Source organism: Coleofasciculus sp. C1-SOL-03, assembly GCF_040220555.1.
Classification (GTDB): domain Bacteria; phylum Cyanobacteriota; class Cyanobacteriia; order Cyanobacteriales; family Coleofasciculaceae; genus Coleofasciculus.
In genome coordinates, this window is sequence record NZ_JAVJUO010000149.1 from 44373 (window position 1) to 58415 (window position 14043).

The 14043-nt window shown below is 46.2% G+C and carries 10 protein-coding genes; 8 read left to right on the forward strand and 2 right to left on the reverse strand.

The genetic code is table 11. The features are described from left to right. Positions 1-12: 12 nt before the first annotated feature. Together RIE73_RS24080 and RIE73_RS24085 are read right to left on the reverse strand one after the other, a co-directional pair. Entirely contained in the window at positions 13-609 is a 597-nt protein-coding gene (locus RIE73_RS24080) for a cysteine hydrolase family protein (RefSeq protein WP_446403589.1), read from the reverse strand. 256 nt (positions 610-865) lie between these two features. After that, complete coding sequence (locus RIE73_RS24085) at positions 866-1672, reverse strand: lipoate--protein ligase family protein (RefSeq protein ID WP_446403630.1); 807 nt, start codon at positions 1670-1672, stop codon at positions 866-868. A gap of 401 nt (positions 1673-2073) precedes the next feature. Here RIE73_RS24085 and RIE73_RS24090 point away from each other — a divergent pair, with 401 nt between their 5' ends. The 8 genes from RIE73_RS24090 (at position 2074) to RIE73_RS24125 (ending at position 13888) form a co-directional block, all read left to right on the forward strand. Continuing rightward, positions 2074-3273 carry a response regulator gene (locus RIE73_RS24090; RefSeq protein WP_446403590.1) on the forward strand — a complete coding sequence of 400 codons (1200 nt, stop codon included), beginning with the start codon at positions 2074-2076 and terminating at the stop codon, positions 3271-3273. Positions 3274-3378: 105 nt separating this feature from the next. Then, positions 3379-3750, forward strand: coding sequence for a response regulator transcription factor (locus RIE73_RS24095; RefSeq protein WP_446403591.1), 372 nt, complete (start codon positions 3379-3381; stop codon positions 3748-3750). A 132-nt stretch (positions 3751-3882) separates the two neighbouring features. Next, a complete protein-coding gene (locus tag RIE73_RS24100) occupies positions 3883-4248 on the forward strand; it encodes a response regulator transcription factor (protein WP_446403592.1) in 366 nt (121 codons plus the stop codon). 115 nt (positions 4249-4363) lie between these two features. Beyond that, a complete protein-coding gene (locus RIE73_RS24105; RefSeq protein ID WP_446403593.1) occupies positions 4364-4939 on the forward strand; it encodes a chemotaxis protein CheW in 576 nt (191 codons plus the stop codon). A 400-nt stretch (positions 4940-5339) separates the two neighbouring features. After that, the gene (locus RIE73_RS24110) at positions 5340-8186 is read left to right on the forward strand and encodes a methyl-accepting chemotaxis protein (RefSeq protein WP_446403594.1); all 2847 of its coding nucleotides are present in this window, start codon (positions 5340-5342) and stop codon (positions 8184-8186) included. 319 nt (positions 8187-8505) lie between these two features. Next, positions 8506-11853: a response regulator gene (locus RIE73_RS24115; RefSeq protein WP_446403595.1), complete on the forward strand. Its 3348-nt coding sequence runs from the start codon at positions 8506-8508 to the stop codon at positions 11851-11853. Positions 11854-11960: 107 nt separating this feature from the next. After that, on the forward strand, positions 11961-12494 hold the full coding sequence (locus tag RIE73_RS24120; RefSeq protein WP_446403596.1) for a chemotaxis protein CheW: 534 nt from the start codon (positions 11961-11963) through the stop codon (positions 12492-12494). An 800-nt stretch (positions 12495-13294) separates the two neighbouring features. After that, complete coding sequence (locus RIE73_RS24125; protein WP_446403597.1) at positions 13295-13888, forward strand: Uma2 family endonuclease; 594 nt, start codon at positions 13295-13297, stop codon at positions 13886-13888. Positions 13889-14043: the final 155 nt, after the last annotated feature.

Sequence of the window (14043 nt, forward strand, 5' to 3'; positions counted from 1 at the left end):
GAGAGCAAGGCGTCAACCTAACCGCTCAATTTGGGCAACCCACTCTCCCCACCGTTGGGGGAGTTCATCAAGACAGGCTAATTCAAGCATAAAGCCTCGGTAACGACGGAGTGCGATCGCGTGAGCTTCGGGATAATCCGCGCAGCAATCCGAAATCACGGTTACCAAGAACCCTAACTGAGAAGCAGAAGCGGCGGTTAACAGGACACAAACCGATGTCACCAATCCCGCCGTCAGGATGTATTTTTTTCCCTGGGAGCGCAGATAATCCAGCAACGGAGGATGATGGAACCCATCTTGGGTTTGCTTTTCCATAACCATTTCTCCAGATTGCGCCGCCGCCACACTTAACACCTCGGCTCCCGGCGTTCCCCTTACACAAACCGCACGTCCCCGCAAGCGATATCGCGGTAACCAATCGGAACCATCGGGGTGAAAAACTTCCCGCAGATGCACCACTTCGAGTCCCTCTTGACGACAGAAGTGGAGCAGACGAGCAATATTAGACTGGAAATCTGGAAACGCTTGTTCGAGTTCCGGATTCCAGAAATCCTGTTGCACATCAATTAACAGTAGAGCAAATTGCTGCCAGTCTCTATGATTCGTCATTTGTCATTGGTCATTTGTCATTCGTATTATGTACAGTCGGGGCGGGTGTAGGGTGCGTTAGCGAAGCGTAACGCACCATTTCAAAAGATAGTAGTGAAACTGATAACTGATAACTGATAACTGATAACTCCCTCATCTCCCCCACATCCACGACTCATACCAAGTTGCAGTCTAAGGTAGAATTTGTCATGCTGAGTGGAGTCCGGAGCGAAGCGGAGGAACGAAACGAAGCATCTGTCCAGATTCTTCGCTTCGCTCAGAATGACATGATAGAACGCAACTCGGTATCAAGCGCTAAAATTTCTTGCCATTCCTGATCCGATAACGGCTGTACAACAAACTCCACACCAAAATAATCGGCGGCGGCTTGGGTTAGTGCTTCGATCACCGTTTGCCTTAAATCATCCCCTCGTTGAGTCAGAGGTAAATTGACAGGAGATGCTTCGCCAAACACCTGAGTAAATAACTGAGGATCTGGCTCTAAGCGCATCGAACCATGTTGTAATATAGCGTCGCCGCGTCGTAACTGAGCGCTGCCAATTAGTTTATCCCCTTCAGTTGTGACCAAATCTGCACCCGTAGCCGTGGCAAAACAATTGGGATTGTGGCGATAATCTCGTCCCGCCTTACCATAATGCAAATCGACGCCAAGCGATCGCCATCCCTGAATCAAAAATTCACAAATCTGCTGATAGGCTTCTATGCGCTGACTACTGAGTCCTGAAGTCACCACCATATAGGTTAAATCACCTTGGTGTAGCACAGCGCGTCCTCCCGTGGGACGCCTGACTAAGGGAATCGGTTTTCCCTTCCAGGTCAACGTTTGCCACGCCGGAGACCAACGACGTTGATGATATCCTAGGGAAATTGTGGCAGATTCCCAGGTGTAAAACCGCAGCACTGGAGAATTACCTGTGTACCCAGACGTGCCATGGCACATCTCTACATTGCCCCCCTGCTGTTGTTCCAGAAGCCATTGGTCAATTGCCATCTGAAGTTGTCCGGGGAGGCACAGGGGGGGGATTAAACGCCAAGGTGGTTGGTTCGTCAGGATTGGGTTCATCGCTTCATTGAATCTTTGCAATCGTTGTCATACAGTAGACAAAACTTTACATTTTCAGTTTGCCACTTCCATCTCCTTTTATCCTGTTTGAGCAAGACTGTAATACGCTTTAATACGATGTGATTTTAGAATTAATTCATTAACTTTAGGTGCAAATCCATTAGATATTATCTAACCATTGAAGCAAATAAAATAGCGTAATACATAAAATCCTATGTATTACTATTTTCCTCTATTGCAAAAGGAAAAAAGTTTTTATAAAACTATTAGTTATTTACCCCCAACGCCCTAGTTGCAGTGTTATTAATTGAATAGAAAGGAACCAGGACAAGTAGAAATACTTAACAGGGTGTGATTGATCCGTATTCTATCCGTTAATTCGTCGAAACTATGGTGTCGTCATGACCGTTAAATCAATCAAACCGAATGTGTCTTTCAGCTTGTTTACAGCATCTAAACAAGTTCAATTTATTCAAACATTAAAACGGATTCGGTTTAGCGGTCAGCTGATATTGACGAGTTCAGACCAGCAAAAATGGTTATTTTTTCTATGCCAAGGTCATCTGATGTATGCCACTGGCGGAACTCATCCAGTGAGACGGTGGCTAAGAAATGTAGCCGCCCACAGTCCCCAGTTAACATTAGATCGCTCAACCATAGAGCGTGATTTAACCGGATTTGATCCCGCCACTTGTAAAACCTGTTGGCAATATCACCTGTTGATTGTATGGGCAAAACAACAGAAAATCACCCATGAACAAATCGCTAAGCTGATTCAATCGGTGATTACGGAAGTCTTGTTTGATATCGCCCAAACTCAGCAAACCACCTATCAAATCAAACAAGATAACACGTTATCCACCCAACTTCCGGTCATTGATGTAGAAGATGCGATCGCCCGGGCAAATCAGCGATGGCAGGCTTGGCATCACGATTTGGTGGCGGAGTATTCTCCCAACCTTGCACCCGTTATTAGACAACCACAAGCTTTGCAAGCTCGTACCTCAGAGGCAGTTTACCAACTTCTGAGCAAACTTTTAGACGGGAAACATACATTGCGGGATGTGGCGGTGCAGATGAAGCGGGATGTCTTGCAAGTGACTCGTTCTCTGTTGCCTTATATTCGCTGGGGATTAGTCGAGTTGATTTCTATCCCTGACTTACCGAATCCCATCAAGCAAGAGGATTCAAAACGTCCACCCGCCACCGCACAATCTACCCAGGCGCTGATTGCTTGTGTAGATGACAGTCCCTTGGTGTGCCATACCATGGAAAAACTACTCAGCGCCAGTGGTTATCAATCGCTAGTGATCGACGATGGCTTACGTGCGATCGCGCTTTTGATTGCTCGTAAACCTGATTTAATCTTTCTCGATTTAGTGATGCCAAATACCAATGGCTATGAGATTTGCGCCAAATTACGCAAATTGCAAGCATTCCAAACGACGCCGATTGTGATTTTGACCGGAAAAGATGGCATTGTCGATCGCGTTCGAGCCAAATTAGTGGGCGCATCGGATTTCTTGAATAAACCCATTGATGCGGGGACTGTACTCAATGTGATTAGCAAGCATCTCAAGCAGAGTGTTGTTAGTCATTAGTCATTTGTTCTTCGTCCTTGGTCATTTGTCCTTAGTGAAAACTACTCACTCATAACCAAGAATCAATTCCAACCATCCATTATTATTTTACACGAGGTAACCGTCATGGGAACTGCCCTAGTTGTTGAAGATTCTGCCACCGACATGCAAATTATCATTAATTGTCTACAGCAAGGAGGCATCAATGTATTGACGGCTGACAGTGGTGAAGCCGCCTTAGAAAAACTGAATAACCACAAACCTGATGTCATTGTTCTCGACGTTGTACTTCCGGGTCGCAGTGGCTTTGAAGTCTGTCGTGATGTAAAAGCTGCCGCTAATACGAGCAAAATTCCAATTGTGATTTGCTCCACCAAAGGCGGCGAGATGGATAAGTTCTGGGGTATGAAACAAGGGGCTGATGCCTATCTTGCTAAACCCGTTGATCAAGAAGAATTACTGCGTACCGTCAAGCAATTGACGCTGAGATCCGCTTAATATTCATGCAGCCTAGATTAATCATGACTGGATTGAGTTTAACTGAACCCTGAGACCTACCCAAAGACAATCCTCAATCAACTGATTAATCTAGACTAACCCTTCCATTCATTTTTTCACGAGGTCAATCCTATGGGGACTGCTTTAGTTGTTGAAGATTGCTTGACAGATTTGCAAATCATTACTCGCTGTTTACAGCAAGAAGGAATCAAAGTTCTCACTGCCGATAGTGGGGAAGAAGCGCTGACCAAGCTGAGTACCCAAACGCCTGATGTCATTGTTTTGGATATTGTTTTACCCGGTCGGAGTGGATTTGAGGTTTGCCGAGATATTAAAGACGCCACTAATACCAAAAGCATCCCTGTAGTCATTTGCTCGACCAAAAGTGGCGAAATGGATAAATTCTGGGGCATGAAACAAGGTGCTGATGCCTACATTGGTAAACCAATTGATCAGGCAGAACTTTTACGCACAGTAAAACAGCTAATCAGAAGCTGATCAACCCAAAACAGGGGGAGCATCTCATTGTAGCAAAAGTAGGATGAGTATCTTTCTCGCCTAGAAAAATAGGTGAGCAAGATATTCACACTACCTAAGTTGTAGAGTAATGTCAATGTCTAACGTTTTACTCAGCTCAAATCGTTCCTTACCCACTACCCCAACGCCAGAACAATTATCGGGTTCTTCTAGCCAAGCCAATGAACAGTTTTTGCGGTTTCATTTGCTACCGGATACCACCGCCTTATTACCCATTCACCAACTGACTGAAGTATTGACCATTCCTAGGGGTCAAATTGTGCCAATTTTTCAAATGCCAGCCTGGGTGATGGGGGCTTACAATTGGCGGGGTGAAGTCTTATGGATGGTTGATTTAGGTCACTTAGTCGGACTGACACCCTGGTATCAACAAGCGGCTAGTAGTTCAGCGTATACGGCGATTGTTCTACAAGCTAAAACAAAATCATCAACCTCCACCCAAGCTAACAGCGAAATGTTAGGACTTGTGGTCAACCGAGTTGAAGATATTGAATGGTGTCATGCTGATTGGATTCAATCTCCTCCTTCCGCTAGTGTGACTCCAGAACTGGTGCCATTCTTGCGTGGGTATTGGTTGAAACAGAATGGTGAAATGCTCGTGATTATTGATGGAAACGCGATGATTGCCTCCATGCCCAAGCAATCGGTTTAAGTCAGTAGGAACAATTAACGTTAACGGTGGGGATCGTCCTTCGTCCTTTATTTTATGTAACAGTTTGATGACTAAACTCACCTCAACCAAGTTGTAAATTTTTCAAGCTTTCGATTTAACTCATCAATTGAGAATCAGGGTGTTCTACATTTGTAAGATTAATTCATTGTTTGCTTCAGGTGACTGGACTTACACGACTGATTATTAAATAAAACTGCCTCCCATTGAGTGGCAGTTAGATTTCTGCCCAAAGGCTTATACGATTCCATATCCCATTATCGTAGAACCCCCTGCCAATGGAAACTGGCAAGGAGGCAAATCGTAGGACATGGACTCGAGTAAGTCCAGTTTTGAGCAATTTGCCAACTCCTCCGTATTTTGTATTAAAGAGGTTCGATTCATGACTAGACTTTCTCCAAAACCGGGTTCCCATAACGATACCAATGGTCGCGGTTCTTACTCCCAGAATCTCCCCGTTGATTCCAGTGACTATCCCCCATCCATGCCTTATCGAACGCCTGGGACTGCTGATCAACCTCTACCCAAATTGTCTGCACTTGAGGCAATGGGAAAAACACCAGAACAGGGTTCCAACCGTCGCGGGTTGCTGTCTAGTCTGCGAAGTAAAGCGATTGGTTTAGCGCTAGCGATTGGAACGTTACCTGTGTTAGCGGTGGGGGCGACTGCTTACTTCACAGCCAGTGGCGGGATGTATGACCAAGTGGTCAGTAACGAACAAACGAACACACTTGACTTGGAAGATAAATTAGAGCTGTTCATGGCAGAACGCTACAGTGACGTTCAAGTCCTGGCAGAACTTCCGGCGTTTAATAATGCTGAAATTGCCAAGGTTATGCCCCGGGAAGAAAAGGAACGTCTGCTCAATGCCTATGAGAAACTGTACGACAGTTACGACAGTATTGGTGTGTTTGACCTCCAGGGTAACGTTCTTGCCCAATCGGACTCTGGAGAAATTCTCGAAAATCACTCTGACCGAGACTATTTTCAAGAAGTATTGAAAACGGATCAGATCTACATCACGGAACCACGGCTCTCGGAAACGACTAACAGGTACGCTGTGTATATCACCGCACCGATTAAGGATTCAGTCACAGGTAAAACCATTGGCATTATCCGCACCCGTGAGCCGATGGAACGAGTGAATGGAATTTTCGGTGTAACCCAAGACCGACAACAAGAATTTCACCTGATTGATTCGTCAGGCAGGGTGGTGGCTGCAGAACATCCTGATGATGTGGGTCAAACATTCGAGGAAAAGTTTCCCGAGACCTATCGTCAAGCTCAACAAAACCAGGAAGAAGTCCTCACCATTATTGAAAAGCGAACTGGACGGGAAGACGTTATTACTTACTCTCCGACAGAAGAACTGGCTGAGGACTATAACCTAAACTGGTCACTGGTTATTGTCCGTCCCACGGATGTGGCGTTTGCACCGCAACGGAACATGCTCTGGACATTGGGATTAGGGACAGGGGGTGCTACCTTAATGGTTGGTGCGATCGCGACGTTCGTGGCTGGTAACGCTACTCGACCGATTGTGGATGCAGCAGGTGCGGTGTCAAAAATTGGTCAAGGTGACTTGAATACTCGTTTGCAAGTGAAAGGAGAGGACGAACTCGCCACCCTGGGTGCCAACATCAACGACATGGCGGGTCAGTTAGAGGTATTTATTGAAGAACAAGAACTCGCTGCCGAACAAGCCCGCTTACTGGCAGAGATTACCGGTTCTCGCACCTTGAAATCCCAGGAAATCCGGGATCTGTTTCAGAAAGCGGTTGAGGAAACCCGTAAAATCCTTAAGGCTGAACGGGTGATGATTTTCCAGTTTAATCCCGATGGCAGCAGCTATGTGGCGGCTGAATCCGTCGCCATGGGTTGGCCCCGTAGCCTGAATGACAAGATTGAAGAACTTACCCTATCGGAGGAACGGCGCGAGACGTATAAAGATGGTCGTGTTGTTGCCACTAATCATGTCTTTGAAGCAGATCTTGTCCCTGAACAACAGAAGTTAATGGCACGTCTGGGTGTCAAAGCCAACATAGAAGTGCCGATTCTCCATGAAGGTCAACCCTTCGCCTTGATCATGGCGCAGCAATGTTCGGTTCCTCGTGAATGGCAAACCGCAGAAGTCAACTTCTTCAAACAGTTAGGAGGTCAGATTGGACTGGTAATTGACCGAGTAATGCTGCTAGAAAGTACAGACAAACTGGCACAAGAACAACGGGAATTGAAAGAAAGCTTACAAAAACGCGCTTTAGAACTTCTGAAGGAAGTAGACCCGATTAGTAAAGGTGACTTAACCATTCGGGCGCGAGTAACGGCGGATGAAATTGGTACGGTTGCTGACTCGTACAACGCCACCGTTGCCAACTTACGCAAGATTGTAGAAAAGGTACAAGACGCGGCGACTCAGGTAGCAACCACGACAGATAGCAACGAAGTCGCTGTTCAATCCCTATCCCAAGAAGCCTTGATACAAGCCGAGCAAATTTCCAACGCCCTTAGCCGCGCCCAAGAAATGGCAGAAACGGTACGCATGGTTGCTTCCCACGCTGAACAAGCAGAATTGGCGGTGCAAGAAGCCTCTCAGACAGTGGCAGAAGGGGACAATAACATGAACCGGACGGTTGAAGGGATTCTAGCTATCCGCGAAACTGTAGCAGAAACAGCGAAAAAAGTCAAACACTTAGGTGAATCATCCCAAAAGATTTCCACCGTTGTTAACCTGATTAGCACCTTTGCCGCCCAAACCAACCTACTTGCGCTAAACGCCTCGATTGAGGCAGCCCGCGCCGGAGAAGAAGGACGAGGGTTCGCGGTGGTTGCGGACGAAGTACGTGCCTTGGCGCGGCAATCGGCAGAAGCGACAGCGGAAATTGAAAAACTGGTGGCGGCGATTCAAGGGGAAACCAATGAAGTAGTCGCAGCGATGGAAGCAGGGACAGAACAGGTGGTCACGGGGACAAAATTAGTGGATGAAACTCGTGCATCGCTGAATAAAATTGCCGCCGCATCTAACCAAATTAACCAATTAGTTGAAGCGATTACTGAGGTTACGGTTGTGCAATCAAGAGCCTCTGAAGAAGTGACTAATACCATGACCGATGTAGCAGAAATTGCTGCCCGAACATCGGAAGAAGCACGTTTTGTTTCGTCTTCGTTTGAACAACTACGAAGCGTTGCCCAAGCCCTACAATCTGACGTGGGTCAGTTTAAGTTGAATTAGTCATTGGTCATTGGCCATTGGTCATTGGTCATTAGTCATTTGTTGATTCATGTCATTAATTCCTTGTGTTCATCCTGTAGGGGCGACATTGGTGTCAATTTAAACGCTAAAAGCAGGGGGAGCAGGGGAAGCAGGGGGAGCAGGGGGAGCAGGGGGAGCAGGGGGAGCTAGGGGAGCCGAGGTGTTGCCTATTGCCTAGGGCGTAGCGCTATAAATCGGGCGCAAGCCTTGCGCCCCTACAGGATAAAAATGACGAATGACGAATGACAAAGGACAAAGGACGAATGACAAAGGACAAAGGACAAAGGACGAATAAAAAATGACACTCAACCCCGATATTCGCGATCAAGCCTATCAATTTTTTATTGAAGAAGCACCGGAACTATTGCAAAATATTGAAGCGGGTTTGCTTAATCTGCGCCAGGATCGTAGCACGACAAATGTCCATGGAATTATGCGATCCGCTCATTCATTAAAAGGAGGTGCGGCGAGTGTAGAATTAGATGCGATTAAGACTATCGCTCATCGTCTGGAAAATATTTTTAAGGCACTCTACAACGAAACCGTTGAAATTGATACAAACTTAGAGAGTCAATTGCTGCAAGCGTATGATTGTTTGCGTCTGCCGTTGATGGAGCAAATTTCGACAAATCAGTTTGATCAAGAGCAAGCGTTAGCCGTTGCTGAACCGATTTTTGAACAGATTGAAGCCCGGTTAGGTGATGCGTTAACTCAGGCAGATAATTTTATCCCCAGTTCCTCAGAATTAGGGGTCGATATGGCACAATCCATCTTTGAAGTGGATGTGGAACAAGGTTTGGAATTACTGTCTCAAGTTGTGGCAGATCCAGACCATCATCCGGTAGCCGGAGAACTACGGGCGCAAGCGGATGTATTTGCCGGGTTTGCCGAACTTTTAAATCTACCCGGATTTGGCGCGATCGCAAACACGGCAATTACGGCGCTAAATGCCCACCCAGACAAGGCGTTGGAGATTACTCAACTTGCCCTGGCTGATTTTGATGCAGGTAGACTGGCGGTGTTAAATGGCGATCGCACTCAAGGCGGTACACCATCGCCTCAGTTAATGGCATTAGCGGGTGTGGCTGATGAGACCCCTCCTGCAAGGGATAGAGAAGCAGGGGAAGCAGAGGAAGCTGGGGAAGCTGGGGAAGCTGGGGAAGCTGGGGGAGAAGAATTTAAATTTAAAGCTTATCCGGGTAGTATTGAGACCCCTCCCCCAACCCCTTCCCTGGATACCGATGTTGAACCGCTTTTAGCCGATTTAGAAGAGGTGGTTCCCTCGTTGGAGGATGTTTTTGGGGAAGTAGAAAGAAGGCAGGAGGCAGAAGGAAGAGGGCAGAAGGTAGAAGAAACAAGCCAGGAAGAGGAATTAACCGCAGCATCGGCATCAAGTCTCAGTATACCTGCACCAGACACCCTGGAAGACGCGATCGCATCCATTGGACAAGTGTATGAAGAATTGCCGGAAGTTGAAGATTTGCCTGCACCTGCGGCGAGTGATGACGCGACTCCCGCTGTTACCTCAAGTAGCCTGGTTTACTCACAACCAAGTTCTCATCAACTCTCCTCTACTCATCCATCAGCCCAACCCACATTCGAGAACCAAGAACCTGAATCGGTATCGCCGAAACGTTCTAAGTCTAAATCGAAAGAAGAAGCAGCGACGCCTCATCTATCGGTACGGGTTGATTCCGACAGACTCGAACGCATGAATAACCTGGTGGGTGAGTTGGCAATTAACCGGAATGGCTTATCCCTACAACACCAGCAACTGCAACGATCTGTGCGAGAGTTATTAGAACGCTTTAGCCGAGTACAAAGCATGGTGGGAAATCTGCGGGAACTCTCCGATAAGATGCTGATTGCACCCGAACGCTATAACTCTGAGATTAACACTGCCCTGCTGAATCAACTGACTGAATTTGTCAGCCGCACCGAAGAGTTTGATTCCCTAGAATTGGATAATTATAGTATCCTCAACTCCCGACTGCAACAACTGATTGAAGATATGGTGCAGTTGGAAGAATCGGTGGATGATGTCGCCCTATTTGCCAAGCAATCGGATCAAACCCTGGAACAGCAACGGCAAATGCTGACCAGTTTACGGGATGAATTGATGTGGGCGCGGATGTTGCCCTTGGGTGAAGTTCTCAACCGTTATCCCCGGGTGATCCGCGATTTGTCTACGCGGTATGAAAAATCGGTGAATTTGAAACTAAATGGGACGAATGTTTTAGTCGATAAAGCCGCCCTAGAAAAACTCTATGATCCGCTACTGCATTTACTTCGCAACGCCTTTGACCATGGGATTGAATCACCAGAGGTGAGGCGTCAGCAGGGGAAACCTGAAGTTGGACAAATTGAAATTCGTGCCTATCACCAAGGCAGTCAAACCATTATCGAGGTCAAAGATGATGGTCAAGGATTGAATATTCAACGGATTGGTCAACAGGCGGTTGATATGGGATTGGTATCACCGCAGCAACTAACGACATTAACGCCGAATCGATTATTTGAATTCCTGTTTGAACCGGGATTTTCTACAGCAGAACAAGTGAGTGAACTGTCGGGGCGAGGGGTAGGATTGGATGTGGTGCGATCGCAGATGCGTTCCTTAAAAGGGACGATTTCGGTTCATTCATCCCCTGGCGTGGGGACAACGTTTACCTTACGGCTACCCTTAACCCTCACTATTGGCAAGTTACTCGTCTGTTTCGTTGGTTCTACCGCGTTAGCCTTACCCTCAGACAGTGTCGAAGAAATTGTCATTCCCAAAGGCAATCAGGTGAAAACCACCGGAGAACAGCGATTTTTACGCTGGCGCGGTCAAATTGTCCCCACCTATCGGTTAACAGATTTATTGGACTATGCTTGTCCCTTACCCGAAACCTGTCCCAGTCAGGCGTTAGTGTCTGTTCCATCACCGACAGATTGGGCGTTACCGATGCTGGTTTTGCGTCAAGATCACTATGTTCTCGCCCTAGAAATCGATCGCCTGGTGACAGAACAGGAATTAGTGATTAAACCCTTTGGCAGTGCGATCGCGCCCCCTAGTTTTACTTACGGTTGTACTATCTTAGGGGACGGCAGTTTAATCCCCGTGATTGACGGCGCTGTGTTAATGGATCAGCTTTTGGGTCAAAGTAGTCAGTCCATCTCAATTACATCCAGCAATCGCACTCTTGTGAGTATGAGCGAGTCGCGTACTGCTCACACAAATGATAAAGGGCAAACCGCGAAAGCCCCCACCGTCTTAGTCGTAGATGACGCCGTAGCATTAAGGCGAACCCTCGCCCTCACCTTAGAACGATCCGGCTGTCGGGTATTACAAGCCAGAGATGGACGAGAAGCGTTAGAACAATTACGGCAAACGTCAGCCATTGATTTAGTCGTTTGTGACATTGAAATGCCCAACATGAACGGGTTTGAATTTCTCGGTCAACGTCGCCAAGATCCCCAGATTTCAAAGGTTCCGGTGGTGATGTTAACCTCCCGCAGCAACGATAAACATCGCTGGTTAGCACGGCATTTAGGCGCAAATGCCTACTTTACCAAACCCTATCTAGAGCAAGAATTCTTGGGTGCGATCGAACAAATTTTGACTCAGGATAAGTCAAAACAGCCGCAATTACAACCCTCTTGAGGGAGTGAGTGGGTAATGGGGTGATGGGGAGAGGGGGTGATGGGGTAATGATTCCCAATGAACAATGAACCATCAACAATGAACCATCAACAATAAACAATCAACAAATGACAACATTAGTTACTCAATTTCAACCCAACGATACTGATTTATCCCAATCTAGACAGGTTACTCCATCCCTAAAATTCATTGTCTTCAGCATGGGGAAGCTGCATCTAGCCTTACGCATTGAGTCAGTTTATAAAGTCGTCGATCACACGCCAATTTACAGTAGTGGACTGAACCATGTCGGCGTTGCTCATTTAGGCGATCGCGAAGTTACAGTTGTAGACTTGTATTGGCGATTTTTCAAGCAAAGCCCGATTCAGGAATCCAGCGCGGGCGGGTATTTGATTGTCGTTAGAAACACCACAGGGGACTTATATGGAATTCCGGTAACGGACACACCAATTTTAATGGAAATACCTTTATCAGCCATTCGCCTGCTTCCTGAATCCTATCGACGAGCCGATACTCTAGAAGTTGCCAGTCATGTCGCCGTCATTCCTCAGGATAAAGAATCGATTACTATATTTTTACTGGATGTTGATTTACTGATGCCAATCTTCCAGGAAATTGGCACATTAACGAATAACGTATGAAACAATTTTGAGCTTGTCTTCGGGGAAAAACCGTAGGGGCGCACGTTAGTGCACCCTTTTCCAACATGCGCCCTTTTCCGACATGCGCCCTAAAGAAGCCAGGAATCTAGAATCGCGATCACAAAGAGTATGGGGAAGTTAAATTTGTTATCTTGATATACAACAGAAAATATATCAACGGCAAAGTTTTATTTAGAGTTAAATTCCTATAACCAAATAATCAAGATAGTTATTGGTTTATTGATGGGAGTGATCTCTGCTATAACGTTAACTTTGTTTATGACAATATCTAGCGGCACATGGCGATTTGTTATAGCTGGATTTCAAGTCAATGAGATAGAAAAGACAACTGTGCCAAATAAATCAAGGAATTAAACAGTCAGCTCAAAATGCCGTTTTTACAACTTTAATTGGTTGGTTGCTTACAGTGTTAATGTGTTTACCGTTAATTATTTTAACTGAACTGCTACCTATAAAACCGGAATTTTTCACTGGGATAGCTATAGTGAAACTCGGATTATTTGTAGGACTAATGGTTGGTATATTTCTCGGATTTTTATCCATTATTCAACACTTGATTTTACGACTCATCCTCTACTTCAACAATTACATCCCTTGGAACTATGCCCGTTTTCTGGACTACGCTAACCCATAGAAGAGGCGAATGTAGGGGCGCAAGGCTTGCGCCCTCACCGCCTGTATCTCATCCATTTAAGAAACGCGATAATCATCCAGTCGATCATGCTGCTTCGCCCCAAAAATCACCGATAATAAAATTAATCCAGCTAGCTTACACAGCCATGGAAACTCTAACCCTGAACGTACCCCCCACTGTCGGTCTAACCGACGAACAATTTTACCAACTTTGTGTCGCGAATGAACAATGGCGTTTAGAACTAACCGCTGATGGGAAATTAATTATTATGCCCCCAACCGATGGAGAAAGTGGCATTAGTAATGCGGGTCTGACCACTAAAGTTTACAATTGGAACGAACAAACCCGACTGGGAAAAGTTTTTGACTCCTCCACTGAGTTTCGATTACCCAATAATGCCAAACGCTGTCCCGATTTATCTTGGGTAATTCTTCAACGTTGGGAAGCCTTATCTCCTGAACAACGGCGACGCTTCCCTCCCTTATGTCCAGACTTTGTGATTGAACTTCGTTCTGAAAGTGATTCGCTTAAAGATTTACGTGCCAAAATGTTAGAGTACCGAGATAATGGCGCTCGCTTAGGTTGGCTGATTGACCCCCAAACCCCCCTGGTGGAAATCTATCGACCGACTGTTGACGTAGAACAAATTAATTTCTCGATTGACGAACCACCCACACTTTCAGGTGAAGACGTGTTACCTGGCTTTGTCCTCGATTTAACTGTCATCCTGAATCCTTAAAGTGAGGGAGGGCGGGTTTTGTTGAACATTTATTGGTGGATATTTGAATTAAGTCCCTAAACCCGCCCCTACAATTGTTCCTAAACCATCGCCGACAATTGTGGCTACATCCACCCCTACCATCAGGGTGTTGTTTATAGGTTATTGGTGATAAG

What these genes read in the sequence shown, in the direction of transcription:
- RIE73_RS24080 (WP_446403589.1), bottom strand. Translation starts at nt 609, where the DNA reads ATGACGAATCATAGAGACTGGCAGCAATTTGCTCTACTGTTAATTGAT.
- RIE73_RS24085 (WP_446403630.1), bottom strand. Translation starts at nt 1,672, where the DNA reads ATGAACCCAATCCTGACGAACCAACCACCTTGGCGTTTAATCCCCCCC.
- RIE73_RS24090 (WP_446403590.1), top strand. Translation starts at nt 2,074, where the DNA reads ATGACCGTTAAATCAATCAAACCGAATGTGTCTTTCAGCTTGTTTACA.
- RIE73_RS24095 (WP_446403591.1), top strand. Translation starts at nt 3,379, where the DNA reads ATGGGAACTGCCCTAGTTGTTGAAGATTCTGCCACCGACATGCAAATT.
- RIE73_RS24100 (WP_446403592.1), top strand. Translation starts at nt 3,883, where the DNA reads ATGGGGACTGCTTTAGTTGTTGAAGATTGCTTGACAGATTTGCAAATC.
- RIE73_RS24105 (WP_446403593.1), top strand. Translation starts at nt 4,364, where the DNA reads ATGTCTAACGTTTTACTCAGCTCAAATCGTTCCTTACCCACTACCCCA.
- RIE73_RS24110 (WP_446403594.1), top strand. Translation starts at nt 5,340, where the DNA reads ATGACTAGACTTTCTCCAAAACCGGGTTCCCATAACGATACCAATGGT.
- RIE73_RS24115 (WP_446403595.1), top strand. Translation starts at nt 8,506, where the DNA reads ATGACACTCAACCCCGATATTCGCGATCAAGCCTATCAATTTTTTATT.
- RIE73_RS24120 (WP_446403596.1), top strand. Translation starts at nt 11,961, where the DNA reads ATGACAACATTAGTTACTCAATTTCAACCCAACGATACTGATTTATCC.
- RIE73_RS24125 (WP_446403597.1), top strand. Translation starts at nt 13,295, where the DNA reads ATGGAAACTCTAACCCTGAACGTACCCCCCACTGTCGGTCTAACCGAC.